The organism is Methanobacterium alkalithermotolerans, from assembly GCF_018141185.1.
GTDB lineage: Archaea > Methanobacteriota > Methanobacteria > Methanobacteriales > Methanobacteriaceae > Methanobacterium_F > Methanobacterium_F alkalithermotolerans.
On sequence record NZ_CP058560.1, the window covers coordinates 1679904 to 1706785 of the forward strand.

General features: G+C 32.8%; 22 protein-coding genes. 9 read left to right on the top strand and 13 right to left on the bottom strand.

Annotation, left to right across the window (positions count from 1 at the left end; genetic code table 11):
- Nucleotides 1-104: 104 nt before the first annotated feature.
- Nucleotides 105-467 (bottom strand): DUF2283 domain-containing protein, encoded by a 363-nt coding sequence (locus HYG87_RS08270; RefSeq protein ID WP_211532707.1) that lies wholly within the window; start codon nt 465-467, stop codon nt 105-107.
- 125 nt (nt 468-592) lie between these two features.
- Complete coding sequence (locus HYG87_RS08275) at nt 593-1000, bottom strand: PepSY domain-containing protein (RefSeq protein ID WP_211532708.1); 408 nt, start codon at nt 998-1000, stop codon at nt 593-595.
- A gap of 322 nt (nt 1001-1322) precedes the next feature.
- On the opposite strand from HYG87_RS08275, the gene HYG87_RS08280 reads away from it, so the two are divergent.
- The 5 genes from HYG87_RS08280 to HYG87_RS08300 all read left to right on the top strand — a co-directional run bounded on the left by HYG87_RS08280 (nt 1323) and on the right by HYG87_RS08300 (nt 4132).
- A complete protein-coding gene (locus tag HYG87_RS08280) occupies nt 1323-2132 on the top strand; it encodes a hypothetical protein (protein ID WP_211532709.1) in 810 nt (269 codons plus the stop codon).
- A gap of 44 nt (nt 2133-2176) precedes the next feature.
- Entirely contained in the window at nt 2177-2674 is a 498-nt protein-coding gene (locus HYG87_RS08285; protein ID WP_211532710.1) for a MarR family winged helix-turn-helix transcriptional regulator, read from the top strand.
- Between the two features lie 55 nt (nt 2675-2729).
- Nucleotides 2730-3263: a flavodoxin domain-containing protein gene (locus HYG87_RS08290; protein WP_211532711.1), complete on the top strand. Its 534-nt coding sequence runs from the start codon at nt 2730-2732 to the stop codon at nt 3261-3263.
- An 89-nt stretch (nt 3264-3352) separates the two neighbouring features.
- The gene (locus tag HYG87_RS08295) at nt 3353-3760 is read left to right on the top strand and encodes a hypothetical protein (RefSeq protein WP_211532712.1); all 408 of its coding nucleotides are present in this window, start codon (nt 3353-3355) and stop codon (nt 3758-3760) included.
- Nucleotides 3761-3787: 27 nt separating this feature from the next.
- Nucleotides 3788-4132 (top strand): hypothetical protein, encoded by a 345-nt coding sequence (locus HYG87_RS08300; protein ID WP_211532713.1) that lies wholly within the window; start codon nt 3788-3790, stop codon nt 4130-4132.
- Between the two features lie 27 nt (nt 4133-4159).
- Here HYG87_RS08300 and HYG87_RS08305 read toward each other — a convergent pair whose 3' ends face one another.
- The 7 genes from HYG87_RS08305 to HYG87_RS08335 form a co-directional block, all read right to left on the bottom strand.
- Nucleotides 4160-5563, bottom strand: a complete 1404-nt coding sequence (locus HYG87_RS08305) for an undecaprenyl-phosphate glucose phosphotransferase (protein ID WP_211532714.1) — start codon at nt 5561-5563, stop codon at nt 4160-4162.
- A gap of 37 nt (nt 5564-5600) precedes the next feature.
- A complete protein-coding gene (locus HYG87_RS08310) occupies nt 5601-6482 on the bottom strand; it encodes a glycosyltransferase family 2 protein (protein ID WP_211532715.1) in 882 nt (293 codons plus the stop codon).
- Nucleotides 6483-6577: 95 nt separating this feature from the next.
- Entirely contained in the window at nt 6578-7531 is a 954-nt protein-coding gene (locus tag HYG87_RS08315; protein WP_211532716.1) for a glycosyltransferase family 2 protein, read from the bottom strand.
- 16 nt (nt 7532-7547) lie between these two features.
- Nucleotides 7548-8291, bottom strand: a complete 744-nt coding sequence (locus tag HYG87_RS08320; protein ID WP_394357444.1) for an ABC transporter ATP-binding protein — start codon at nt 8289-8291, stop codon at nt 7548-7550.
- An 11-nt stretch (nt 8292-8302) separates the two neighbouring features.
- Complete coding sequence (locus HYG87_RS08325) at nt 8303-9097, bottom strand: ABC transporter permease (protein WP_211532717.1); 795 nt, start codon at nt 9095-9097, stop codon at nt 8303-8305.
- A 119-nt stretch (nt 9098-9216) separates the two neighbouring features.
- The gene (locus tag HYG87_RS08330; protein ID WP_211532718.1) at nt 9217-10548 is read right to left on the bottom strand and encodes a UDP-glucose dehydrogenase family protein; all 1332 of its coding nucleotides are present in this window, start codon (nt 10546-10548) and stop codon (nt 9217-9219) included.
- A 1480-nt stretch (nt 10549-12028) separates the two neighbouring features.
- Nucleotides 12029-13663 carry an FkbM family methyltransferase gene (locus HYG87_RS08335; RefSeq protein WP_211532719.1) on the bottom strand — a complete coding sequence of 545 codons (1635 nt, stop codon included), beginning with the start codon at nt 13661-13663 and terminating at the stop codon, nt 12029-12031.
- A 1047-nt stretch (nt 13664-14710) separates the two neighbouring features.
- On the opposite strand from HYG87_RS08335, the gene HYG87_RS08340 reads away from it, so the two are divergent.
- The 4 genes from HYG87_RS08340 (at nt 14711) to HYG87_RS08355 (ending at nt 21145) form a co-directional block, all read left to right on the top strand.
- A complete protein-coding gene (locus HYG87_RS08340) occupies nt 14711-15049 on the top strand; it encodes a hypothetical protein (protein WP_211532720.1) in 339 nt (112 codons plus the stop codon).
- Nucleotides 15050-15296: 247 nt separating this feature from the next.
- The gene (locus HYG87_RS08345) at nt 15297-17153 is read left to right on the top strand and encodes a hypothetical protein (protein WP_211532721.1); all 1857 of its coding nucleotides are present in this window, start codon (nt 15297-15299) and stop codon (nt 17151-17153) included.
- A gap of 107 nt (nt 17154-17260) precedes the next feature.
- On the top strand, nt 17261-19591 hold the full coding sequence (locus HYG87_RS08350) for a glycosyltransferase (RefSeq protein ID WP_211532722.1): 2331 nt from the start codon (nt 17261-17263) through the stop codon (nt 19589-19591).
- A 540-nt stretch (nt 19592-20131) separates the two neighbouring features.
- Nucleotides 20132-21145: an FkbM family methyltransferase gene (locus HYG87_RS08355; RefSeq protein ID WP_211532723.1), complete on the top strand. Its 1014-nt coding sequence runs from the start codon at nt 20132-20134 to the stop codon at nt 21143-21145.
- On the opposite strand, the gene HYG87_RS08360 is transcribed toward HYG87_RS08355, so the two are convergent.
- The 4 genes from HYG87_RS08360 to HYG87_RS08375 all read right to left on the bottom strand — a co-directional run bounded on the left by HYG87_RS08360 (nt 21142) and on the right by HYG87_RS08375 (nt 26666).
- Nucleotides 21142-23961, bottom strand: a complete 2820-nt coding sequence (locus tag HYG87_RS08360; RefSeq protein WP_211532724.1) for a glycosyltransferase family protein — start codon at nt 23959-23961, stop codon at nt 21142-21144. The genes HYG87_RS08355 and HYG87_RS08360 overlap by 4 nt on opposite strands.
- Before the next feature lie 315 nt (nt 23962-24276).
- Nucleotides 24277-24606, bottom strand: coding sequence for a hypothetical protein (locus tag HYG87_RS08365; protein ID WP_211532725.1), 330 nt, complete (start codon nt 24604-24606; stop codon nt 24277-24279).
- Nucleotides 24607-24819: 213 nt separating this feature from the next.
- Nucleotides 24820-25527, bottom strand: coding sequence for a DUF4012 domain-containing protein (locus HYG87_RS08370; protein ID WP_211532726.1), 708 nt, complete (start codon nt 25525-25527; stop codon nt 24820-24822).
- Between the two features lie 200 nt (nt 25528-25727).
- Complete coding sequence (locus HYG87_RS08375; RefSeq protein ID WP_211532727.1) at nt 25728-26666, bottom strand: DUF1616 domain-containing protein; 939 nt, start codon at nt 26664-26666, stop codon at nt 25728-25730.
- Nucleotides 26667-26882 lie beyond the last annotated feature (216 nt).

The following is a 26882-nucleotide window of genomic DNA, read 5'->3' on the forward strand; positions in this document are numbered from 1 at the left end:
ATTTTTTAAAATAAATAGGGGGACTTTATTTAATTAGAACTAATTTTATTTAGAATAATTCCTTTTAAAATAAATTTCAATCACTATAAAATTAAAAATAAGCTTTAATAAGTCCCTGCTGTTGTGAAAATGTTTTTAATTTCTGGAATGTTCAGTTTGTTATCGGCTGTGGCCTCTAATGTTTTTTCCACATCTTCGTCTTTAATTTTTAAAACGATTTTTCCAGAAAATTCTATGGATTCTGGTTGGGAAATTATTTCCATCCTGATAACTGAAATATGGTTTAATGATTTTTTATTAACTTCAAGTACCTGGGATGCATTTTCTAATTTGATAGATATAGGTACTTTTTCAGAATCAAAATCAACTGTTAAATCTTCTGAAATTTTCAGGGATTCATGGTAGTTATAGTTTCCTATGATACGTATGTAGAGGGTGTCTTCAGGATTCTGATATTGATTTTTCACTAAATAATGATTACTTTTCATATTATTATCGTCCTTACTCCCTTTATGTTTTATATAAGTATAGTATTTTTGTATTTTTTCTGGAGTAAAAAAATAAAATTAACCCCCTTGGGGGTTAATTTAAATTAGTTCATAAGTATTTCTCCAGTTCGGGCATCCACATAGAGAGAACCTTCTCTTATACTGCCAGTAGAATAAGTCATGGACACATTCCATACCCATGTCCTGTTTTTATCTTCCGGGACCCATTCTCGCTGGAATTCTTCAGTCCAGCGGAATAAAGTGGTAGTTCCGGCTACTCCGGGGAATCCAACATCTGCCGAATATCCTTCAGCTATTCTACGAGCCTCTGCTGCTGAAATATTGGTCTGGGGTGTTTCAGTTCCACTTTCATTTACTACAACAGCGGTTTCATTAATGGTTATATTTTCTTCTAAGGGTTCTTCCGGCCCTTCACTTAATAATAATACTCCTAAAGCTCCTATTATAATCAGAAGAATTATTATTACTCCAATTATTATGCGTCTATCCATAATTTCACCTCCTAATAGTTTTCTTTGGCATCTATGCTAATACTATGTAGAATATGGTACTTTTATTCTGTGTTTTTTAGGAATCTCACTGTATTATTAGAAAAATAAGAATATAGGGACTGTTTAATGCAAAGCGAACCATTTATTAAATCTAATCATATATTTTTCCCTCACCAGACATACACTTCAAGTGTAAAAAATATCACATTTTGCAATATTTCTTCTTTTTTAAAACCAGGGAATCCCAAACTTTATATAGTGCCTCTACAAATTAGGTAATATATTACCTAAACAGGTAATATATTACTAATGGAGTAAGAATATGAATAAGAAAATAATATACATGAATTCACTGGCTATATCTTTTTTATCACTTTTTGCCACCTTATCTGGATTATTCTGGAAAGGACTATATGCCCAGGACACCCTATCCTACACATCCCAAATGATGGGCCAGGATTTAATCACATTACTGGTGGCCATTCCCCTTTTTATAATTTCCCTGTACCTATTATCAAAAAATTCACTAAGGGGAAAGTTAATCTGGATGGGAACCCTCTTCTACTTTCTGTACACTTACCTATCCCTCACCTTCCTGGCATCTTTCAATGCCCTCTTCCTGGTATATGTGGCCTTGATGTCCCTATCCCTTTTCACCTTCCTGGGAGAACTCTTAAATATGGATATAAGTCATATTAGGGATAATTTCACTCCAGGATCAATTTACAAGATCACCGCCCTGTTCTTCCTGGTGGTGGCACTCTTTTTAGGGGGGATGTGGCTAAAGATGATTATAGATTCCCTTTTAAGTGGCGTTCCACCACAAGCCCTGGAGGGTTATACCACTCTGGTTATCCAGGCTCTGGATCTGGGACTTCTGGTTCCACTGGCCATATTAAGCGCCTACCTGCTACTTAAAAAAAGTAATTGGGGCTATCTTCTATCTTCCATCTTCCTGATAAAGGCCTCTTTATTAGGAACAGCCATTTTATCCATGATTCTATTCATGGGGCTAAATGGGGTGGAGCTGGATCCGGGACAGGTGATACTATTTGTCTTACTTACCCTGGGTGGAATTTTTATTTCCTGGTCCTTCTATAGTAAAATTACAGGAGACTATAGTATAGCATAATAAGCTACATTTTAAGGGTGAGATTAATTAAAAAGGCAACTACTATGAAAAATTCTGAAGATATCCAATCGGAATATGCCGGTGGAGAGCGACTGGAAATGGAAAAATATATACTGGTGGTTTTATTTCTGGTACAACAGCGCTGGGGTTATGTAATTAACAAAATATTTGCTGAAGATGGGATAACCACCAAACAGTGGCTGATGCTAATCATTATCAGTCAGGCATTTAATAACGATCCTTCCATGCAGGAAGTGGCCAATGCCATGAGCACCACCCATCAAAATGTAAAACAACTTGCATCCCGCCTGGAAAAAAGAGGATTTTTAACCATAAAACGGGATCCAGAAAACCGGCGTATATTAAGACTAAAAATAACACCAGCCTGCCAGGAGTACTGGGAAAAAAGAACCAGAGACCATGCCCAATCAATATCCTCCCTCTTCCAGGGACTGGAAAATGAGGAAATTAAACAATTATTCCAGATAATGGGCAAAATGGATAAGATATCCACTAACTTGTACGAGCAAGCTAAAGAGTAAAATCGTAAAAAAGATAAACTGCCTCAAGTAGGATAAAAAAAGGAAAATGATTATTATGAAAGCATTAATTGTATATGGAAGTAGATATGGATCAGCTGAGAAAATTTCCCAGGAAATAGGAGATGTTTTAAGAAATGAAGGTGTGGAAGTGGATTTATTGGATTCCAGGGGACTTAAAAAATTTGATACCTCCCCTTATGATTTAGTGGTAGTGGGGAGCGGTATCAAGGTGGGTTCCTGGACTAAATCCGCATTAAAATTCATGGAAAACCATCAAAATGATTTAAGAGATAAAAAAGTAGCCCTATTTGTATCTTGCACCGCCAACCGGGACGAAAAACTCTTAAAAGAAGCTCAGGAAAAATATCTAGATGGAGTAGCGGAAAAATATCTAATAAACCCTCCCCTGGCCACCGGACTATTTGGAGGAGTTATTGATCCGGATAGTAAATTTGGCATAATGGATAAAATGATACTTAAAATGGTTAAAAAAGACCTGGAAAGTAAGGGTATTGATACCACCAAACCCTATGATACCCGGGACTGGGACCAGATACATAAATGGGCCCGGGAGTTGATAAAAAATTAATATACTACTAATCCCATATTTAGGGTAAGTACGTCTAATTCCATAATTCAGGGTAAGGTACAAGTTCAGGGGGATTAAAGATATTTGGAATGACCCGCCGGCAGTTTCTAAAAAAAAGCAAAAAGGCCCTTAAGGATACCAGCCACCTCCTGGTAATGGTAATAGAAATCACAGGAAAAGAAGATAGGGGTAAACTAAGCCCGGGGGAAGTGGAAGAAAAATGGGAAATAATCCGCCAGGAAATAGAATCTATTTTCGCGGAGTATGAAAAAATTAAACCCCCTTCTAAATGTATTTCTATTTACCGCCGAATATTGAATATTCTAATTTCTTTTCAGGAAATGGTAAGCTATAAAAAAGACTATATACTTCGGGAAGATTTAAATAAAGAGAAAATAGAAAAAAAGAGACATAAAACATCTAAACAAATGGAAATTTTATGGTCTGATTTTAAAACTTTAAATGAAGAAGTAAATACTCTGTTTAGTAAAAAATAGCCTGTAAATTAGATTAAGGTGGTATTAGTGACCCGGGAAGATGAAATAACCATAACAGAAAAAGATGTTATAAATACCATGGATATTTTTACCAGAGTACCTTCTATCCTTCTGGGTAGGTGGGTATCTAAAAACAAGAACCTGGTTAAGACCTTTGAAGGCCAGGTGAATGGTTATAAAAATCAGGTAAGCCCGGAAGATATGCAAAAACTGGAAATTATAATGCAAATGCCGGTAAGTCAATTACAGAATATACTCCAAAAAGCCTATCTACAGACTGGAAAAAAACAGCTTAAGATTCTTTCTAGTCCTCAGGCCAGGCCATTTATTGAAACCAACCTATTGGAACTTAAAAGGGTGCTGGATTTATAAAATAAGTTATTTTTTTTTCTAAATTTTTTAGTAGGCATTTTTATCCCGAAATCCCCTAAAAAGGGTCATAAAAAAGATTTTAATATCCAGTCTTATGGTCCAGTTTTCCACATAAAAAATATCGTATTCTATTCTTCTTTTTATACAGGTATCCCCTCTCCAGCCATGTACCTGGGCCCATCCAGACATACCCGGACGCACATGGTGTTTGATCATGTACTTGGGGATTTCATCCCGGAACTGTTCTACAAATACCGGCCTCTCCGGCCGGGGACCTATAAAGCTCATCTCCCCTTTTAATACATTAATAATCTGGGGAAGCTCATCAATACTGCACCTGCGAATAAAAGAGCCAACACGTGTCCGGCGGGGATCATGGGGAACAGTCCATTCATCATCTTTATTTTCATCGGCCTGCACATGCATGCTGCGGAATTTATACATGTGGAAAGTCTTCCGATTTAAACCCATTCGTTCCTGCTTGAAAATCACTGGCCCCGGGGAACTTACCTTCACCAGAAAAGCCACTATTATAAATAAGGGTGAAAGTAAAATAAGGGCTCCTATGGCCATCAACACATCAACCATCCTCTTTAAGCCACGGTTAAAGTAGTCATCCAGAGGGACATAACGAATATTTATAACAGGAATATCATCAATCTGTTTCAAAAGAGGCTTGGCTGGAAAATAACGGTAATAGTCCGGTACAATATCTGCTTTAACCCCATTTTTTTCACAGATATCTATTATTCTATCCAGCAGAGTATAATGGCGTGGTGAAATTGCTATAATTATCCTATCCAGAGGGTTATTTAAGATAATTTTTTTCAGATCATACATATTGCCCATAACTGGTAAACCATCTATTTCGGTTCCTTTTTCAAAGTTATCATCTACAAAACCAATAATATGGTATCCCAGGTACTCGTTTTCATGAATCTTGCGGGCTACTTTTTTTCCTAACTCCCCGGCACCAACAATCAGCATATATTTTATATTGAATCCTCTAGCCCGCACGGATCGCAATAATTTCCGGAATAATAATCTTTCAGTGATGGAAAAAAAGGTGCTGAATATTCCAAAAAGGGCCAGCAAGAGACGGGAGTAATCAGTGTATTCTAATATAAATAGTAGGCTTATAATTGTTAATAACCCTAAAAAATTAACTTTAAATATATTCAAGGCTTCAAAACTAAGACTTTTTGTTCTATGGGGCTGATATAATCCAAATAAATTGTAAAGGAAAATATAAAGAGGTAAAACAACTAAAAGGAGCAGCATATACTGTTGGAAATTCCATACGCTTTCTCCTAAACCAAATAAGCCAGTTGTAAACCTTACCTCCCAGGCTAAAAATAGGGAGAAGCTTATTATAAGTAGGTCTATCAGGACCAGACCCACATTGAAAAATCGCTGGTTTTCTTTAATCATTGCTGCACCGAATCATATCGTGGTTTGGTTTAATAATTCATCTTTTAAACAGATTAATTGTAAGTTTCATCAGGCATTGCCCCCCAATGGCCATATATACCATAGCATTTACTACTGCCTGGTATTTGTTTTTATAATGTTTTTCATAGAATATATACATTGCTCTATAAAATTCATATATGAGTTTACTCTTTTGCTTTCGGCTGCCGCTACCTCCCTTATGGTGCAGTATTTCAGATTTTCCGTAGTAAACTACTTTCCAGCCCTTAGCCTTTATACGGTAACACCAGTCAATATCCTCCCCATACATGAAGAATTGTTCATCCAGAAAACCCACTTCTCTTATGGTTTCGGATCTAAGCATCATAAAGGCACCGCTCAGTGAATCAACTTCATAAGTACCCTTTTCATCCAGGTAACCCAGGTTGTACTGGTTAAATCGTTTACTATTGGGAAATAATAATGATAAATTGGTTATTCGGTAAAAAGAAACCAGCGGTGTGGGAAAACTTCTACGACAGGCCTTATCCAGGGAACCATCATCCCGTAACACCCTACATCCTAAAGCACCCACCTTGGGGTGGTTTTCCAGGTAGTGAAGGCATTGTGCCAGGCAACTGCCTTGTATTTCTGTATCCGAGTTAAGTAAGAGCACGTACCTGGACTGGACTTCTTTTAAGGCTAAGTTATTGGCATAGGCAAAGCCCTTATTTTCCGGGCTGGGAATGATTTTTATCAGTCCCTTATTTATTTCTTCAGAAAAATCTGCTTCTAATTTTTCTAAACTGCCATCACCGGAGGCATTATCCACCAGGTAGATTTTAAAGGTGAAGGGATGGTCTTTTTGTAGTACAGATTCCAGGGCCTTTCTGGTGAAGTGGTAGGTGCGGTAATTTACCATGATGATGGATAGGTCCATGCTATCGCCTTTGTGAGCAGTTTTTTATAAGTGGAATTTTATCTTATCTTAATCAATTTAAGTATTATTAGGTAAGGGATGTTAAATATAATTAATTAATAAAAAATGAATTTCAAAGTATTTTTTATAAGCAAATACTCAATTTTAAAGTAATTTATTAAATTCTCACTTTCATATTCAGTTTTTTTTATTTTGCTTAAATTAAATAGTCCTTCTTTTATACCACGGTGATAGGGTTTACCATGTCCTTTAATTATAAAGAAAATATATTTTATGAAAAACCCCAGGAGTAAGAAGGGTAAATTCAGGAGTAACTGTAGCCCGGGCATATTTTTATAAAGTAGAAAAATATTATTCCGGGCAGCTAATTTTATTTTAAAGGCATTGTAACGGCTCCCGGTGGTGGCACTTCCCACATGATAGGCCACAGCATGGGGGGTGTAAAAACATTTATAACCATTTATACGGGCCCGGTAACTGATATCCACATCTTCTAAGTAAGCAAAAAAGTTCTCATCCAGGTAACCTATTTTTTCTAATATACTGCGCCGGTAGATAGCAGCAGCAGCACAGGCACTGAATATCTCCCTTTTAGAGTTATATTTATCAGGGGACTTACCATAACCCACCCTTTTGGTCCAGCCCAGTAGAGTGTATTCATCTCCTGCATCATCCATCTTCTCCGGGTTAAGGTACTGGATTATCCTGGCTGAGACCCCGAAGATATTTTTATCAGTCTGGATGCAGTTTAGAAGATGCTGTATACTGTCTTTTTCTAGATAAACATCATTATTTAAAAGCAATATGTATTCGGATTTAGATGATCGGATGCCCTGGTTTACTGCTGCAGCATAACCTTTATTTAACTTATTTCCTATTAATCTGATATCTGGATGATTTTTTTTAATATAATCTACACTGCCATCTGTAGAGGCATTATCTATGACCATGATTTCTGCGGGGGTGAAATCCTGTCTTTTAAGGGAGCTTATACATTTTGCAAGGGATTTTTTTCCATTAAAATGGGGGATGATGATGGTTATTGACATAATTACAGGTTTAATATTAATTAGAAGTTACAGCTTTTTCATAGGCATCACAAACTTCATCCACCGGTCCTTGCTTGATTAATTTTCCATTATCCAACCATATGGCTTTATTACAAACCTGTTTTACCTGTCCAATAGAGTGGGATACAAATAAAACTGTGGTCTGGCCTCCTAAAAGGGAATTCATTCTTTCGGTGCTTTTTTTCTTAAACCTGGCATCACCCACCGATAAGACTTCATCCAGGATGAGTATGTCAGGTGTAACGGTGGTGGCGATGGCAAAACCCAGCCGGGCTTTCATTCCGGAGGAGTAATTTTTAACTGGCACATCTATGAAGTCTCCTATTTCAGAGAATTCTATTATTTCTTTGGTTTTATCGGCGAGTAATTTTTTAGGATAACCCAGGAGGGCTCCATTTAAGAAAATATTTTCCCGGCCAGTGTAATCCGGGGCAAATCCAGCTCCAAGAGCTAATAATGGAACTATACCTCCATTAAGTTTTATTTTACCTTCAGTGGGCTTCATTACTCCTGATATTATTTTTAAAAGGGTACTCTTACCAGCACCATTTAATCCTATTATACCTACCTTATCTCCTTTTTCCACTTGAAATGAAATGTTTTTAAGGGCCCAGAATTGTTGAAATTTAAGCTGTCTTTTAAGAAATTTGATAACGTATTCTTTCAGGTTGTCGGTTTTTTCCTGGGCTAAATTGAATTTCATGCCGACATTTTCCACGATTATAGCAGGTTTTGACAAGTTATTCACCTTTAGATATGTAATATGAATTTATTTTGATATTTGTAAAATACTATGAGTCCAATTACAAGGGCAACAATCCCGGAAACCATTGCAAATAACATTTGCATGGGATCATACAATCTTCCCTCTAAAAATACTACTCTACAAGTATTAATCACGGCAAAAATGGGGTTGTATGTTTGTATGAATCGGAAACTTTCCGGTACTATCTCCGGAGGATAGAATATGGGAGTAGCATACATCAATAATGTAAGAAAAACTCCATATAAGTACTCCAGATCCCTGAAAAATACATTTATGGTGGCTAATATAAGTCCCACTCCAATGGTGAAAAACAGCAATGCTATTATGGGCAAAACTGTGAAAACCATGTATATGGTAAAATCCACATTGGTTGCCAACATCACTAAAAATAGCACCACTAAGGATAATATGAAAGTTATAAAGTTAGATGCAATACCTGACAAAGGATATATATATTTAGGGATGTAGATGGTTTTTAGGATACCTGCATTACTCATAATCGAACGCATAGCAGCATTGGAACCTCCAGCAAAAAAGGTAAAAATCAATCGACCAGTAAGTAAATAGACTGGATAATTATCTATACCAAATCCTCTAAAGAGGGTGGAAAAAATTATGGTCAACACAATCATGGTAAGTAATGGCTCTAAAAAACTCCAAAATATTCCCAGTACTGATCTACGGTATTTGAGTTGCAAATCTCTTTTAATGAGCTGGTTTAGTAAAAATTTGTACTTTCTGAAGTTAGCAATAAATCGGTGCTCTGTTACTCCTTCCATGATATTTCCCCTTAAATGTGATTTAAAACTATTGATAATGCTTAGATTTAATACTTTATCTAAAAATAAGATTGACGGGTAAATAATATATGTTTTCTCTTTTTATTTATAAAAAAATTTTAGGTAGAACCATTGCCAATAGGATAATATTCAAAGCCTTTACTTTTTAAGTATTCTTTATGGTATTGATTTCTACCATCAAAAATTATTTTATTTTTAATTACTGCCCCAATATCATCAAAATCAGGGCTTCTGAATTCTTTCCATTCTGTAACCAGTATTATGGCGGATGCACCTTCAACAGTTTGATATTTATTATCACAAAACTCAACATGAGGATTATTTTTAAAATAATATTTTTTTGCCACATCCATAGCTTGCGGGTCATAGGCCTTTATTTTAGCCCCTAATTTAATTAATTTATTTATAATAACTACTGATGGTGCTTCCCTCATATCATCAGTGCCTGGTTTAAAGGATAAACCCCACATGGCAAAACTATGACCATAAAGGTCTTCTCCAAATCTTTCTTTTATTTTCTTTACCAGGTATAATTTTTGCTCATTATTTACTTTTTCAACTTGCTTTAGTATGTGGGAGTCATAATCATGGTCTTGAGCAGTTTTAATTAATGCTTTAACATCTTTAGGAAAGCAGCTTCCCCCATACCCACAACCAGGATAAAGAAACCGGTAACCAATTCGACTATCGCTGCCTATACCCTCTCTGACTCTATTAATATCGGCACCTACCCTTTCACATATATTCGCCATTTCATTCATAAAGGATATCCTGGTGGCCAACATGGCATTAGAGGCATATTTGGTCATTTCTGCACTGTAAACATCCATGATGATGAATCTTTCATGGTTTATGGTGAAGGGGAAGTATAATTCCTTAAGGGTATTGATTACTTCCGGGTTATCTGAACCAATTATCACTCTGTCTGGACGCATAAAGTCTCCCACAGCTGAACCTTCTTTTAAAAATTCAGGATTGGATACCACATCTACCTTGTACTCCGCACCCCTTTTTTTTAGTTCTTGCTTTATAGTTTTTTTGACTTTATCAGCGGTTCCTACCGGTACCGTGGATTTATTTACCACTATAAGATCATGGGACATTACCTGACCGATTTCGGTGGCCACATCCAGGACATGTTTTAGATCTGCGCTACCGTCTTCATCCATAGGGGTGCCCACGGCTATAAAACATATATTGGAATTTTTTATGCCTTCTTTTAATTTATTGGTAAATTTTAGATCGCTTTTTTTATAATTTCTTTTGACTAGATCTTCTAAACCAGGTTCATATAATGGGATTAATCCTTTTTTCAACTTTTCAAGTTTTCCATTATCTATATCCACACAAAATACTTTGTTTCCCATTTCGGAAAAACATGCGCCTGTGACTAATCCCACATATCCTGTTCCAATAACTGTAATATTCATATTATCACCATAAGAATTATCCTTTTACTTTAATTTGAATGTATAATACTATAATGCTTCTATCATGAAAAATTTTAAGTTCACTTTTAAATTAGTTTTATTGTATTATCATAAATAAAATTTTAACATTGATCGTTAGAAAACTATTTTCTGGATGATCTGTTTAATGTAAAATATGAATAAAATTTAAATTTCTATAAATTTTTAAGAAATCAAATATAATTAATTACTTATTCTTTTTATAAATTTCGCAGTAAGAGTGCCAGGCCTTTTTTCTGCATTAACTGATATAGAAATATTCTTTAAGCTTTGAACTCCCTCTTCATTTTTCGAAATGATTCTCATCTATAACATAGGAGATTAATTTTTTATAACATATGAAAAACTATAGTTTCTTTATAATAGATATGTAACCTTTGATGGTTACAATGAATTTTAATGTCCTTTTTTTGTATTTAATAAAATTTACAGTGGATAAAATTTCAAAATTAGGGTTTAATGGGATTTTTAATCCTGCGAAATTTGAATTAATTTAGTGCATTTTTAATATTATTCTTTTAGTGATTGGAAGTTTTATCAGCTACAATGAATTTTTCTATAGCTTTAACTATTAAGAACCATTTATTAATCTATTCTTTATATACAATTCAGTAAATCTTCGATTAAAGGAATGAACAACCGCATATCACCAGTCGAGTAGATCAATCATAGGCAACATTTTTATTTTTAGTCATACAATCAGAATAAGCAATATAAGGAGTTTTAGAGGTAATTACACCATTATTAATACTTTGGGCCACCAAAGAGTGAACGAATCTCCTAGACCTGAAGGCCAAACCAGAGGCAATAAAGATAGCGAATGGAGCAAAAAACATTAAACTTTCCTTAAGGCCATAAACTGCACAACATAATTGATATGGATTATGATTTGATACTAGACTTGAAACTACAACTGCTGAGATTCATGACAGCCAAATTTACATCACTGAACCAGGTGAGTAGTTTATCGAGAACGAGGATACTTCGGAGCAGCCTGCAGCGGCTATATCGTCACAATGAAACACGCATTGCATTACTATCCGTTATGAATTCGCGGTAAAATGCGCAAAAGACGAATAGCTCGTAAAATATCAGCCTTTGAAAGGCCTTACGCTGTGATTAAAAACATATTCAAGTACGGCCACCAGTTAGTAACCATATTCTGAACTCCACCAAAAACCTGTTTTCATGCTTCTGTTAAACTTATTACAACTCAAACCCTCCAAAAAAAATTATCAAGCCTAGCGAATGTTAACACAAAAAAACAGGAAAAATAAGAAAAAAAGATAAATATGCTCCCTAAAAAGATAAAATCAAACTAAAAACTTTCAAAAACCTAAATAAACTTATCATAAAAATGAGGGTAAAAATATATTAGAATTTTTGAAAAAGAAAAAGAAATAGTTTATTCATAAATACTCATAATATAGAATCTTGTTAATTAAGGATATTTAGCAATTGGAAGTGCTTTAAAATACTCCTCTTTTACATAACAAAAACCGTGGATACCTGTATTAAACTTTTTACTAATATTTCTAAATCCAACTAGTTTTTCGTCCAAATCTTCACCTAAATGGTTTTCACCCATAATTACATCAAACTTGTTCAATAAATCATTACTTATTAGATTATCAAGAATTTTATGTTCTGAGCCTTCAGTGTCAATTTTTAAGACTATGTTCGAGTTGATGTTATCCTTTTTAATGATATCTGATATAATTCCACTAGCCTCTTTAATCCTTGCTTTTTTAATTTCCATAGGTTCTTTACGTCTTAACCAATCCGATTGAACATTAGTAAACTCTAATTCAGTGGTTGTGATTCCATCGAAACCTGAAAGACAGTAAATGTCGATATCACCATCTTCATCAGAAAGTCCATATTTATATGTTTTGATTTTCTGAGCTAAGTTTGGGTTAAGATCAAGGTTCTCTAAAGCAAAATTGTAAGTTTCTTCATTTATTTCAAAACCGTATACGGCTCTACATGAATCGTAATTAGCGAATTTCAGTGCAGCATATCCTCTATTCATCCCTATATCAAAAACAACAAATTCGTTAAACTGATATAATTGTGGTACTGAATATCCATCCCTACCATAAATTTCACTAATAGTATAAAAACGATTATTTGTCACAAGTTTAATACCATCTTCATTTTCTAGATATATTCTATTTTCCGATGGGGAATGAGATAAAAGTTTGATGTTATTAAAAAAGCACATTTGAAAGAATTGATCGGTGTTCATCATTTCATATGAATTTTCATCACCATTAAAGAAATATCCCTTGCAAATATCATAATTTTGATTGAAGGTTTCAATAGCTCTTTTCAAATTTTCCTTTATGGAAATATAAGAATCAATACAGGCATTTGTTTTTTCTTGGTTTTCTTTGTATATCTCCAAGAATCCGTTTAGGAAAGTTTCTGTTTTTTCTTGGTTGTGATCGTATTTTTCTATGAAGTTCTTTGTTTTTTTTTGGTTTTCTTTGTATATCTCCAAGAATCCGTTTAGGAAAGTTTCTGTTTTTTCTTGGTTGTGATCGTATTTTTCTATGAAGTTGTTTGTTTTTTTTTGGTTTTCTTTGTATATCTCCAAGAATCCGTTTAGGAAAGTTTCTGTTTTTTCTTGGTTGTGATCGTATTTTTCTATGAATTGTTTGTTTTGTGTTTGATTTTTTTGGTAGTTATCTAAGAATTTGTTTGTTTTTTCTTGGTTTTCTTCGTGTTGGTTTAATAATCCGTTTAGTAGTGTTTCTGTTTTTTCTTGGTTTTCTTCGTGTTGGTTTAATAATCCGTTTAGTAGTGTTTCTGTTTTTTCTTGGTTGTGATCGTATTTTTCTATGAATTGTTTGTTTTGTGTTTGATTTTTTTGGTAGTTATCTAAGAATTTGTTTGTTTTTTCTTGGTTTTCTTCGTGTTGGTTTAATAATCCGTTTAGTAGTGTTTCTGTTTTTTCTTGGTTTTCTTCGTAAGAATTTAAAAAAGAATCTATTCTTTTATAATTTCCAAGGTATACATTAAATGTTCTATTTGCTTTTTTAATAAAATTTAAAGGATTCTTAAAAGATACCATGTTTTTTCCCTCATGATATATGTTTTATTAATTAGTATTTGTAGATATTGATGGAGTTACTTATAATTTTAGAAACTGTCAATACTTAGTGGTTTTTTGAAATTTATTTTTTTTAAAAATAATATTTTTTCATTCGGTTTTAACTGATTAATTTGTAAAATAGAAATATAAAACCTTTTCTAACGATTTAAACAAACTATTAGTATTATTAGCCCAAAATACACTTGTTTTAGTTGATAATTTTTGATCGGGGTTTTGAATTTCCTATTTTTGTTAAGGTTATCAAAGTATGGGGAAAATCATTTAAAATCGGTCAAAAGAGGTATCGATGTATTTAAATCATTGGATGCCTAGTATAAAAAATGCTTTTGAATTGGGATGTTTGTTCCTTTTGTCTGGAGTGTTTCAGTAAATCTGCGATAAAAATAGAGTTAAACAACGAGGCTTTATTTTTATCATGAAGGAGTCGTTATCATGGAAATTCAAATGTATAAGTGCAAAAATATGGTCAAAAGTTTAATACAGATATTTTAGATGTTTTAAAATCATAAAAGTAACTTTAAATACGAATTCTAGAGAATACATTGAATTATTGGGTTTATTCTTCGGATAAATCCGTAAATTGCCCATAAATTTTAAAAAGGACACATGAATCAGTATTTCAAGATAAATAATTGAAAACTGGATTCGGTTATGAAATCCTGAAAAAGAAACAAAGAATAGTTTTCTGGATATTAAATCTTTGATGTGGAGTATATTAAACTTAACAGTGTTTGCAATCACTGGTTCACTTTATTCGGAAGTGAACAGAGTATTATCATCAGAATATTACCGTAGCTGATAAAATATACTCTGCTTAAGAGAATTATACGAATAAAAAAGTTTTTAGAGGAACATACAAGGAATAATATCAAAGTAAGTAAAGAGTGATTTAAACGATAAATACAAACTTATCTTTAAAGAATTGGGTAAACATTTGGAGCTTATTTTATTTATTTTTAAAATTAACAATAAAATTTAAATCCATTTGATATAATGAACTATTTGATGATTCTTGGTAAATACGGCGGAAAACTAGAATTATCAAGTTTATTTAGCATAGAATCATTTAAAGCTAAAAATATGATAAATATTAAACTAAATAAAATTATTAAAGGTTTTCAGTTAATTATCATGGATTCATTAATGCCCTTTCAAAACATCAAAACATACTTTTCGTATCTTTTAGATTTAAATAACAAACGAACTTCAAATAAATTTGAAAAGAAATTCCCAAAAATCATTAGATATACTGAAATTAAAAAAACGTGCAATGTCACGAATAAACATCAGAACGAAATTAAACCAGAAATGTTTTTTAACGTTCAACCCAAAGTTTTTACATAGCCAAATTTTTCATAGAAAATGTTTCAGATGAAATATGGTTTGGGGCAATGTTGTTTTAAATAATAAAAAACAAGATTGGCTAATATATACTTACCTATGTTAATTAATATTAAAGAAATGATATCCTACATGAAAAAACATTAGGGTATTCCAATTCAAAGGAGGAAACGATGTTCAAGTGAACATGTTTTTAAAACATTACCATGAATATTGGATATCCTTAAAAATAGAAAAATAGGTGGTTTCAATGCAATTTTTAATAATTAAAAGTGATCAAAAAATAAGTTCAGTGGAAAAGCTCACCATAAAGGATAAATTCAATGCAAATACTTCAATTATATGTGATCATATTGATTATGAGTGGAGTTCTGATGATAATACTATTTATTTTATAGGTAGAAACCCTAATATTGAGATTTATTCTAAATATAATATTTTTAATGTTGATGAGAATAACAACTTGAATTTTATAAATGGATGGATTAAAAAAAATGAAGAAGATAAACTATTAGATAGTAATAATTTAAAAAATAAAATAAATAACGATGATTTTGATGGTTTTTTTAATGTTGGTAAAATAAAATCAGAAGGTGAAAGCGAAATTTTTTCTAGTTTAGTTAGCCCTAGCATATATTATACTTTAGAAAAAGATGGTTTTGGTTTGAGTAATCGAATATCGGTACTGTCTGAAGTATTTGATAAAAAAAAACTAAATAAAAAACATATAGCTTCTCAAATACAATATCAAAACTATTCTTTAACAAATGACACGATTTATTCTGATATTTTTCAAATCCCTTTTGGAACAAAAATTCATTTTAATGAAAAATTAATTTTTTCAAGAATCTTTGATTTATTTCACTGTGAAAAACTTAAGAATTTTTATAACGAAAATAAAAATAAGTATTGGGATGTTTGCTTTAAATTAATGAAATCTCAAGTCAAAGCTTTTAAAAATTTAAATCTTTCGGAGGTAACATTAGGAATTAGTGGGGGTAAGGATTCTAGACTACTTTTCGGACTTTATAATGATCTTTTGAAATCAACATTTACAAGGGGACCAGTTTACTCTCCAGAAGTAATCATCGGCAAGATTGTTAGTAACTTGTTTGAAACAGAACATGAAAACATATATAATCAGACAGAAAATCAAGACAATCTTTTAAAAAAAATGCCTAATCATTTATTTTGTCGGGAATTTGAAATGTCTCCTTGGGATTTTGGTATATTAAAAGACAATACTTCAAATAGGGTTTTTATTGATGGACAGGAATTCATTAAGGGACTACCTTATGAGCATGAAAAATCTAATGAAGATATTTTAAAAGAAGTAAATCAATACTTTTCAAATAATTATTCAATTGATAACTCTTTAAATAAAGATATTTTAAAAGAAAATTTAAATAACTCCAAGGAACTTTTAGATAATTTACATGACACGCGTCTTTTCCCACCAATTAAAAGGATTTTAAGTAGAGGAAGATGGGTTGCAAAAGTAAATGAAACTGTTAATGAAACCTCCTTTCCAGTATATCCTTTTTTAACTAACACAGCTAATAAATTTGGATATAACATTCCTATACAAAATATTTTAAATCAAGAATTTCATCATGAAATCATAAAACGTATAAATCCTGATTTATTAAAGATTCCTTTATTTAATGATCAATTTAAGCAAACTAAGATACCTCCCATTGAAAATAAAATACCTGGAAAACTGAATTATAAAAATACTTATTTAATCTTGTATTTTGATTATTTAAAAGATTTTATTTTAGAAAATTATGATTCAGTTTCAGATTTAGTAAAAAAAGAGTTTATCATTAATCTGAGTAAAGAAAAACTGTTTAATAATGGTAAACTTTCCATAATTGTTTATGATATATTACAAGCAATTATTTTAATAAAAACACCTTTGTTTAAAAATCTTAAGGCAGAACTAAACACAGAATTTGTGTTGGATTTAAAAACAAAACTTGAAAATTATGATGAAAATTGTATTAGAGCATATATTGAATATAATAAGGACATAATAAAACTGAAAGAAGAAAATGAAAAATTAAAAAAAAATTTATCTAAAATAGATAATAAAAAAATTGAATAAATCGAAAGGAAAACATTTAAAAGTATTCATCTGTATGTTGCCGTGAATATTACACAATATAATTTGATAAAAACAGGATATTTAAAAAAGAATTATTTTTGAAGTAGGTGATTAAAATCCAAGGTGTTTCTAGAAAAGCTTCTGATAATGGTTTAATTTATAAAAAAAGGAAAATTGATAAATTGTCTTTTTTATATATTTTAAAGAAAGAAAAACTAAATCTAAAGAATATTTATAGAATTTTTAAAGCTAGGGGAAAAATTAAGACTTTAAATCTTTTTGATGAAAAGTATTATTTAACTAACTATTCACATCTTGTAAACTCCAATATTGAACTATTAAATCACTACCTCTATCATGGATGGAAAGAAGAAAGAAGTCCATCTAGAAAGTTCGATGGAAACTATTACTTAAAAAGATACCCTGATGTGAGGAAATCTAAAATCAATCCACTTGTTCATTATGTTCTTTATGGAAAAGAGGAAGGAAGATTCCCAAATCATCATGCTGAAATTAACTCACCACAAAATATAATAAAAAGTTTAGAAAATTCCATCTTCAAATTAAATAATGAGATCAATCAACTTAAAAAAGAAATAAGAAAATATACCCGAGTATTTACTATTGGTCATATTAACAAAGAAAAAATAGCCTGTGATATAGAGTTGTTTCAAGGTTTAGGAGTTACTAGAGAAAAAAGAAACCCTCAAATAACTGTTTCTCTAACATCTTATCCTGATAGAATTTATGATATTCATTACTGTTTATACTCGCTATTAAATCAAAGTTTTAAACCTGATAAACTTATTTTATGGTTGTCTAAAGAAGAATTTCCAAACTTAGAAAAAAATTTACCTTCAAGAATATTAGAACTGAAAAAGCATGGTTTAGAAATAAAATGGACAGAAAAGAATTTCGGATGTTATGATAAATTAATTCATTCTTTAAAAGAGTATCCAAATGAGATTATTGTTACTGCAGATGATGATCTTTTCTACCCCGAAGATTGGTTAGAAAGGTTATATGAAAATTATGATGGAAAAAACATATTAGCACATAGAGCTCATTTAATCAGTTTTGAATCAGGTTCTGTTAAACCATATAATCAATGGGAGAAATCAATTGAAAATGATGAAATTAGCGTTTTAAACTTTCCTACTACTGGTGGTGGGATTTTATATCCTCCAACTGTTTTTTATAAAGATGTTTTAAAGGATGAAATATTTCTTAAACTTTCACCATGTGGTGATGATATTTGGTTTTGGGGAATGGCTGTTTTAAACAATAGAAAGATTAAAGTTATTAAAGACGGATTCAAACATTTAACTTACATTAATCCAGAAAGAGAACTTAATTTAAACGATGATGGAACTTTATTTGAAGGAAATAAAGACGGAAGAAATGATGAACAGCTTTCCGCACTTTTAGAATTTTACCCGGAAATAAAAGATAAATTATTACGAGAGATAACTCCTAAAGTTTCTGTGATTATTCCCGTCTACAATAGAGAAAAATATCTTAAACAATGTTTAGATAGTGTGATAAATCAAACGCTAAAAAATATTGAAATTATTTGTATCGATGATGGTTCAACGGATAAATCATTAGAAATATTAAATGAGTATAGAAAAAAAGATGGCAGAATAATAATTATAAACCAAAAAAATCAAGGATCGGGATTGGCAAGAAATAGTGGTCTTAAAATTGCAAAGGGAGAATATATAGGATTCGTTGATAGTGATGACTGGATTGATTTAAATTTTTATGAAACATTATTTACAGAAGCCAAAAAACAAGATGCTGACTTAGCAAGAACACTATATGTATATGAATTCCAGAAACATTCAAAGGAAGAAGATTACCTAAACAAAATAATTCATAAAAGAAAATCTGAGGGAGAACTTTTAAATGTAAATGAACATTCTGTAGTTATATGGAATGCTATCTACAAAAAGGAATTCTTACAAAAAAACAACATTTACTTTGACAAACTTCAGGCAGTAGTAGATGTTCCATTTACAGCAAGGGCAACATATTTTTCAAAAAAAACCATTCCTGTTGTTGGTACTTACTATCATTATAGAAAAGATGTTGGAAACAGACTAACAATTTATAACAAAAAAAGAATGGAAGAAATGTTAAAAGCAAACAAAATTACTTTAGACTTTATTAATTCTGTAAAATATGAAAATAAAACAGATTATTTGGTAGCATTCAAAAGAGTCATATGGCGATATGATGACTTATACGGAAGTAGTTTGAAAATTGATAATTTTGATAAAAAAAATCAGGAATCATTTTTCAATGATATTGTTCAAGGATTTCAATCATGTAAATATAAAGAAGATTTACAAAAGAACTATTACGAAACTTACTTTGAATTCCTGAAAAAAGATGGTTTTAATAATTATTTAAAATATCAACTTCAAAAAAATTAAATTTGTTTAATCTTCTCTAATAACAGTATTGATTACATTTTTCAGGTGATCAAAATGAAAATACAGTTATCGGAACATGTTATGTGGGGGTTAGTCACAGGGACTGTTTTTCAGAGATGGGAAAAATAAGATTAATAATATTTCAACATTAAATCATCTTATGAGGCTTAATAATGAATGGATTATTGAACGCTATAATACTTCCAATTATCAAGATTCTTAAACATACAGAATCCATAACGAAATAATTCTGATAATAATCACATTATTGTAAGAACCAATCCACTTATTCTTATGTTCTTCATGGAAAAAGGAAGGAAAGATTCCCAAATCATCATGCTGAATTTAACTCACCCCAGAATATATAAGAAATTTCATGGTAGAATACAAAATCTAGAAAAATCACTTTCTCAATCGAATAATTATCTTCAAAATATAAAAAAGAAGCTATTTCGACGCTTTTTTAGATATGCTTTCAGAAAATCGAAAAGTTGTGGATGGTTTTTTTGAGTATGGTGTTGATAGGGAGAGGTGGAGTCTTTGTTGGGTGTTGTTGGGGATAGTCAGAAGAGTTTGGATGGTTTTATAGATACATACAATACAAATCAGAAAAAAATGAATTCATTCGTAGATACTTATTTAAATATAAAGAGTGACTTGGAAAGATCCATTAAAACTTTTAATAATAACTATCAATCATGCAAATCCTACTTCTTTAATGGTGACGAAGATTCTTTTAGAATGATGGACACAGATGAATTCTTTAAAATGTGTTTTTTCAACAATATTAAACTTGTATCTCATTCCCCTTCAGAAAATAGAATTTATCTAAAAACTGAAGAAGGAATAATGCTGGCTACAAATAATCGCTTTTATACTCTAAAAGAGATTTTTACCCGAGGAGGATATTCCATACCGCAGCTTCATCAGTTTAAAGAATTTGTGGTGTTTGATATTGGAATGAATAGGGGTTATGCTGCATTGAAATTTGCTAGCTATGATAATTGCAGAGCCGTTTATGGATTTGAAATAGATAGTGATACTTTTGATTTTGCAATAGAAAATTTTGAATTAAATGAAGACTTGTATAAAAAAATCAAGCCTCATAAATTTGGTCTTTCTAATAAAAATGAGGAATTGGATATATATTGCCTTCCGGGAGCAGATGGGGTCACAACAACTGAATTAGAATTTACCAAACTTCAATCTGAATGGATTAATGGAAAAGCAAGGATGAAAACTAAGAAGGCTGAAGTTAAAAATGCAGGAGAAATATTATCAAATATTATTGAAAAAGAAAATATTGAAAGTAATATAGTTTTAAAAATTGATACTGAAGGCTCTGAAGCAAAGATTATTGATAGTTTAATCGATAAAGACGTTTTAGATAAAGTGGATGTAATAATGGGGGAAATACATTTTGGCTTAGATGACTTAGATGAAAAACTAAAAGGCTTTAAAAATATTAGTAAAGTATACTTCACAGATACAATATATAGCTTTTGCTATGTTAAAGAAGAATTATTTAATGTTCTCCCTATTAAAGAATTTTAATTAATTAAATTTTTTATAATATGATTAGCCAGGTTTTTAAAATTATGATCTTCCATACTTTTTTTTTGATAAGGAGACTTAATTGAACGATTATTTAAAATTTCATCTATTTTATTTTTTAAATCCTCCTCACCCTCATAAAAAACCACCCTATCCCCAAAAACATCCTCTCCCCCTTTAACCTTATCTGAGATAATAAAAGCACCACAGGCCACCCCATCAAATAATCGATTGGATAAAAACCCTTTCTCTCGCATGTCATCCCAGTGATCGTTCAATAATATCTTACAGGAAGAATAAGCCTTTCTAAGCTCATTATTAGGGATGTGCTCTCCCTTAATATACTCCTTATCTATAAATTCCTCCCAGCCCTTTCCATAAACTGCCAGATCATAACTACTGGGTAATAAATCCTTTAATATTTTCCTGAAGACTTTACGGGAGTTACCCACAAATAATAGGTCGTGGGCATACTTTTCATCATAATCCGGATAAAATAACTCATGGTCCGTACACTGCAGCATTACCTCCACCGGCACATCCACCAATTTACTTATCCTGGAAGCCCAGTAAGAAGAAGCAATAAAAACATGATCATATTCTGAATATTCTTCCACTGATACCTTATCGGGATGGGAGATATTCCACATGATATTGAAGTGCTTTTCCTGGGGATGGTATCTACTAAGGCCTCTTAAAACCAGGACCACATCAAAATTCTTATCCTCTTCCCATTCCGGGAGTACCTGCAAGGTTACCTCACAACCCTTCTTTTCTAGCTCTTTTTTTAATGCCCGGGCCACATGATAATCTCCCCATTCTTCTACTTCCTCCCAGCTGGGGGCGGGGATTTTAATGGCCATCCGGGCGGTATAGAAATAATCTTCCAGGATTTTTTTCAAGGTCCGGGCCCGCACATCATAGGTATGGTGTTTGAGGACAAATTTTTGCAGTTCCCGGGCCTTATCCTGCCGGGCCTTTTCATTATCCAGATAATATTTTATAAGCTCATTTAATTCTTCTTTAGACTGGAATACCGGCACTTTACCCTGGAAGTTTTCCCGGGAACCTACCAGTCCATTACTTATTACCAGCACCCCACAGGCCAGGGCATCATATACCCGGCTATTGGTAGCACCAAACCCTTTAGTAACCCGGTTGGCATCATTAATCACCAGTTTGGTGGAGGCATAGATCTGGGGTACCTGGGAGTAGTTTATAAAACCCTGGTGATAATCCTTAAATTTCTCTACCTTTTCCCAGTTTTTACCATATATCTTAAAGTGGTAAGGGAGCTTATCCGGTTCCAGCATTTCCATTATTTCCCGGGGATCATTCCAGTAACTACCAGTAAAGCAATAATCGCAGGCATATTCTTCTTGGGGTGTAATATTTTCATGGAAGCGTTCAGTATTGGCCGCTATAGGAAATAGCAGGGCATCTTTACCACTTTTTTCTTTAATATAATTGCACGATGTGGGGCTGGGGGATAGTACCATGTGGTAACTGGAAAATCCAGGACTACTAACCCAGCGGTCAAACCAGTTCCGGGGCCAGGCAATTTTAATTAAAGAACCACTGGCCTTAACTTTCCGGGGATCATAACTATCTAAAAGTGATAGGAGAATATCCGCATCCCCTACATCATACCAGTTTCCCGGTCCTCGCCGGGGCAGGAAACTCACCTGCCAACCTATTTTTTTTAAACCCTCCCCTAACTCCAGGGCAGTGAAGTAATCTCCGGCAGAAGCATCTTCCCCACTTTCGGTTACTACCAGGGCTACTTTCAGGGGTTGTTCGGATAAAATCCTCCGGCCCAGTAATTTATCCTTAAATAATTCCTTTTTAAGCCAGGGGTTCCATTTGCGGCGGAATAATTTACGATTACTTAAGCGGCGGCGGCGCACATCCCGGGACTTATTTTTTTCCTGGGTCCCAAATTCATAATGGAATAAAGTGGCCCGGGGAGTGTAAATATTAGTATAACCTTTTTTCAAAAGCTTAAGACAGAAATCAACATCTTCATAACCATATTCATATCCTTCATCCAGGCCCCCTGCTTCCAGGTATTTTTCTTTTTCCACCAAAAGGGCAGCAGCAGTAACAGCAGCCACCACTTTATCCTCTTTTTCCATGGAAAATGGTTCACTACCATTACCTCTATTATATGGTTTAATAAATCCCTTTTCATCCTTAAAAGCAATACCGGCGTGCTGGATTTTAAAAGAATTCTGGGAATTAATAGAGGACTCAACCATAAAAGGGTATATTAACTGGGCCCCCACAGCACCTACCTCCTTATTTTCTAAGGCAGTATGCATCATCTGGTTTAACCAGCCTTTCAGGGGTTCTACATCATTATTTAAAAGTAGTAAGTATTCGCCCTGGGCCTGATCCACCACCTGATTATGGGCCTGGGAGAATGATTTATTTTCTTTATTTTTAATTATTTTAAGGGGCAATGGGGGGGATAAATTTTCTAAAAAAGCAACTGATCCATCACCAGAGTCCTGATCCACCACTATAATTTCATAATTGGGGTAGTGGATATTTTCTTTAAAATTAGAAAATAAGCGGGATAGATGATTCTTACCATTACGGTTCAGGATGATAATGGAAACTAAAGGTGAATCCTCTTTAAAGGGATGTAAATTAATATTAGAATTATTCTGACTGATTATCTTTTCATACTTTTCTTTTAATTCTTTTTTACTCCAGCGTGGTTTTTGGAGGTATTTAGAGAGAGGATTGTCTTTAGTCACTTTATTGTTTAAAGCAGCAATTTTTAATTTTCCAGATTTTATATTATGACTCAATTCAATTTTAAGCCTTCTTAAATGGGTTTTTGTGATGTTTTTCAGGTTTTTATCATCTTTAATGTTGACCTACTCCTAAACAAGACTTATTTTTTTTATCTGGAAAACTATCCATTATCTATTATACTATTTTAATAATTTAAGGACATTTTAATCTTATACCTTTATAAATTTTACTACCTTAATGGGTATCATTCAAACATTTTCTGTTAAAAAAAAAGTATTGATTAATTATTACTTACCGTATGCTGATGGCACCTAAGCTATTTAAACCATTACCCTAAAAAAAAAGAAAATATTAATTTATTTCCCGGTTTACTCTGAATTATCTCCATTAGAGGGAGGTTCTGGTTCGGGAGTGGGATTACTTGGTGTAGTAGGGTTACTAGGTTGAGGATTATATACTGGGGGCCGGTTATTATTAGGGTTGGAGTTATCTGCCGGGTCTGGAATATCTTCCTCTTCTACTTCTAATTCTTCGGTGGAGTTATCCATACCCCTGAATTGAAGGCTCCATATATCTATAAGATCAATACCTTCCTGGTTGGTACTATCTCCCACGGCTCCAGGAATCCCATATAAACCCACACTTAAAACCAGTAAAACGGGTATAAGAGTTCCAATTAATTTATAATCTTTGTTCATGTCGTCACCATCATCCCTATCCAAGGATTATCCTAATAAATATTTATTTTCTTAAGAGCACTATATAATCCTTTTGCCAAAAATTGTATATAGGGCCTTAATCAGTTTTTAGGACACATATCTGGTTTTAATATTATCAACTTCAAATCAAGTTAAAAAATAATCTTAACCTATAAAAAAAGAATCTAAGAAGGTTACAGGGAAATATAACCTTTATTTATTAAAGAAATATCCTAAACCATTGGCCAGGGCAAATTTAAGGACCTGATCCTGGGGCACCACTGCAATATTTCCCTGTAAGTACTGTTCTATTGCCACCCTGGATAAGGCCATGAAGTTTTGTTCATCCTGGGCCTTTTCAAAAATAGGCCGCATTAATGATTCCACCGCATTACCCCGGGACATACCTTCAGTTTGCTCATATCTTAAAAATTCTATGGAATTACCAGATACCATCCCTCTACCTGGAACATTTACCGGTCCCACTGCCTGAATAAGGGCATCTACTGCTGTGGGGTTTACTATAATCACGGTATCGGTCTTAATTCCGGTGTGGTATTCTACTATCTCCTGGGCCAACTTAGCCCCTACTTCCGGGTCGGCATCCCACAAAGAATCATGCATCACTAACTGATTCAATCCCTGGGCCTTGATTTCAGGAGGAGCCTCCTGGGTAGGGTGATAAAGTCCACCAGGATAGATAGGAGTGATTTTTTTAATATTTCTTCCTTCCACTTCCAGGGCAAAGGCCATATCCACTCCTCCCATACCAGGACGCTGTTCACCTGGATCTACAGCTAATAATAGGACAGTCTGATTTTCCAAACCAGAATCAGAGCCACTGTTCATGAACTGGAAAGCAAAAAATAGGGATCCGGCTACTATAAGCAGGACTATAACAAGTAATAATTTTTTTAACATTCAATCTCCTGGAAAATATATTTTGTACTAAAAATTAGATTAAAACCAGTAAAGTGGTTAAACTATTAAAGAATTATTTCTTTTTAATTTTTCAACTATTTAAATCTATATTAAAAATCTTTTTTTTCGGGACTAAAAAAAAATAATATTTAAGCTAAGGAACAAATTTCCAGAGCTTATAATCTCCAGGACTTTTAGCTTCAGGATTTAAAACTGAATCTCTGTGAAGGAGGTACTTTTATAACCCGGATATAGGCTACGGCACTTAATATTATACTTATAATCCCAATAATCATTAAAATCGAACTTAAATTAATCCCCAGGGGAGTGTAAAATAAGATTATTCCAATAACCGAGGTTAAAGCTAAACTAATTATCACTGATAGGCCCCAGCGCTCAATAACTTCTAAACTTTCTTTACCAGGGAATAAAAGGGTCATTAAAAGATATCCAGGTATTATAAATATAAATAAGCCGGCTAAAATTGTTTTAACTATGCTGTTATTTAGCAGGGGAATAGAAACAGTTACCAGACTCAGTACTGATAGGATGATAATCACCAGGATATCCAGGGGTGTATTGGTGGTGAAACTTAATTTTTTAGGCGGGACTGACTTTTTTTCTACCTTTTCTTTTACCGGATCTTTTGGCACGGATTTTAATCTACCCTGATCTATAGTTTCGGTGGTTTTATCCAGACTCTGCCGGTAAGACATTACCTTCTCCTGAGGGGATTTGTCCGCCACGGGAGATACAGGTTGAACCTTCAAGGGTTTTAAGATTTCTTTACGTCTATGGTAGGCTATAAGGGATAGTATCATGGATAGGCTGGAGAGTACCACGATAAGCAAATTAGTCTGCATTAAAAGAGGACTGTATTTAAGGATCACACTCACCGACATGGTTAGAAATGCACTTAACATTAAAAGCAGCACTGGTTTTTTTAAGAGTTCATTAATATATTTATCCGGATATATGACTGCTAATAGGGAGTAACCAGATGCTATGAAGATTAAAAAGAGGAAAATTCCATCCAGGTATTCGTTGTTGGCAAAAGGACTAAAAAAGGTTATAAGTGCGGTGTAACTTAACCCTATTAAAAAAATCAGAATAAGATCTATATTTGACATTTTTTTCATGATATCTTCCCATGTTAAGTAATTTACTTAAAGCTATGATAGTTGTAATAATAATTTATTTTGATAATATTTGAGGGAACTACCTTTTATAGGATATGGTTAATCTTTTATATAGTAAGGATTATGGGGGGAGTTTCAACTCAAGGGTGGATATTTTTAAGGTTATTGCTATTAACCTAGAACTTTCTTAAATGGAATATTTTGAGTCTATAGTTT